Genomic DNA, 1818 nt, shown 5'->3' with positions numbered 1-1818 from the left:
CCCGCGCTGCGCCGCCGAGATCGCCGAGGGTGCGGCGGCGTTCGTGCCCGGCGCCTGGAGCCTGGCGGTCGACATCCTCGACGACGCCTTGGGGATCGGGCGTCAGGCGCCGGACGTGGACCTCATCGCCGCCCGGGGCCGCCTCGATGCCGCGCGGGCGGTCGCCCACGCCTGAGCGGCGCCGCGCCTCAGGCGGCTGCGGAGGCCGCGTCCAGGTCGAGCTCCACGGTCTCGCAGTTGTCGAGCCAGATCCCGGTCAGGTGGAAGAAGAACGTGCCGTGGCCGACCACCGCGATGGTCGCCTCCGGACGCGCCCGCAGCCATTCGCGGAAGCCGGCGACGCGCTGGTCGAACAGGTGCCGCGGCTCGACAGGATGCCGGCCGTCCTCGACGCCCTCCTCGGCGTGCCACCACACCTCGGGAAGGTGCCCGACATCGAGATGCGGGAATTCCGCCGCGATCTCCGAGGCGACCCGGCCGACGTCGCAGCTGCTCTCCTGGCACTCCCGGTGCAGCACCTCGACCAGGATCTTCGGCTCGGCCGGATGGTCGGCGAAGGCCAGCGCCGTGGTCTCGATCGCCCGTGTCAGGGGCGACACCACCACGAGGTCGAAGGGGATCTCGGCCAACGCCGCCCGCGCCGCGCGCGCCTGCCCCTGGCCGCGCGGGGTGAGGCGGGCGTCGCGGTGGTCGGGATCGCGGCCAGTGGCGCGGTGGGCGGCGTTGAAAGTCGATTCGCCATGTCGGAGGCAGACGATGCGGGTCGGGCCGTTCATGCGGGTCAAAGGTCTCATCGGTTCGGGCGAAGGATCAGGACAACAGTCAGGCGAAGCGGCCGCCGCGCTGGATCACCTCGATCTTGTAGCCGTCGGGGTCGGTGGCGAAGAAGAACGTCCCGAGTTCGGCGTCGCCGTGCTTGAGGGTCTTCACGTCGGTGGCCGGAAGCCCCTCGCGGGTGAAGCGGGCATGCTCGGCTGCTAGGTCTTCAACCACCACGGCGACGTGGCCGTAGCCGTCGCCGAGGTCGTAGGCCTTGGTCCGGTCCTTGTTCACCGTCAGCTCGATCTCGAACGGCGAGTCCGGCGCGCGCATGTAGACCAACGTGAAATCCGGGAAGTCGAAGCGGTCGGACACCCCGAGCCCGAAGGCCGTCTCGTAATAGGCGACGGAGCGCGTCTCATCGCGGACGCGGATCATCGCATGGACGGGCTTGGCCATTCTTCGCTCGCGGCTGGCAAGGTTCTCGGGTCTCCCGGACATGTGGCGCGATCCTCCGGTATGGAAAGGGCAGAAGCCGTGCGCCCCATCGCTGGCAGCCCCGCGCGCTTGCCGTAGAAGGCAAGGCGACCCTGCCGACCGATCGAGGCGCTCCGCATGACCGCTCCCATCCTGCTCGCCACCAGCCAGCCGCCCGACGAGGAAGCCGCCTGGCGCGAGGCGCTGGCCCGCGCGATGCCGGACGAGCGCCTCGTCACCGCCGCCGACGCCTTCGACCGGTCGGCGGTCACCATCGCGATCGTCGCCAACCCGCCGCCGGGGGCGCTCGCCGGCCTGCCGGCCCTAGCCTGGGTCCACAGCCTGTGGGCCGGGGTCGAGCGCCTGTTGCAGGACGCGACGCTACCGCCGGTGCCGGTCGTCCGGCTCGTCGATCCGACCCTGGCCCGCGCGATGGCCGAAACCGTCGCGGCGGCCGTGCTCGCCCTGCACCGCGATCTTCCCGTCTACGCTGCGCAGCAGCGCCGGCGGGAATGGCGCCAGCATCCGGCCCGCGCCGCCGGGCAGCGCCCGGTGGCGATCCTCGGCATGGGCGAGATGGGT

Annotated in this window: 2 protein-coding genes and 1 pseudogene; 1 reads left to right on the top strand and 2 read right to left on the bottom strand. The window is 72.0% G+C overall.

Going from position 1 to position 1818, the window contains the following annotated elements; translation table 11 throughout:
• Nucleotides 1-188: 188 nt before the first annotated feature.
• Together FV222_RS24880 and FV222_RS24875 are read right to left on the bottom strand one after the other, a co-directional pair.
• The gene (locus tag FV222_RS24880) at nt 189-776 is read right to left on the bottom strand and encodes a histidine phosphatase family protein (RefSeq protein ID WP_147761401.1); all 588 of its coding nucleotides are present in this window, start codon (nt 774-776) and stop codon (nt 189-191) included.
• Between the two features lie 46 nt (nt 777-822).
• On the bottom strand, nt 823-1218 hold the full coding sequence (locus FV222_RS24875) for a VOC family protein (RefSeq protein ID WP_147752930.1): 396 nt from the start codon (nt 1216-1218) through the stop codon (nt 823-825).
• 156 nt (nt 1219-1374) lie between these two features.
• On the opposite strand from FV222_RS24875, the pseudogene FV222_RS24870 reads away from it, so the two are divergent.
• Nucleotides 1375-1818: pseudogene (locus tag FV222_RS24870) on the top strand (glyoxylate/hydroxypyruvate reductase A); the annotation flags it as partial.

It is taken from the genome of Methylobacterium sp. WL103, assembly GCF_008039885.1.
GTDB classification, from domain to species: Bacteria; Pseudomonadota; Alphaproteobacteria; order Rhizobiales; family Beijerinckiaceae; genus Methylobacterium; species Methylobacterium cerastii.
This window is presented reverse-complemented; position numbering and strand designations above follow the sequence as displayed.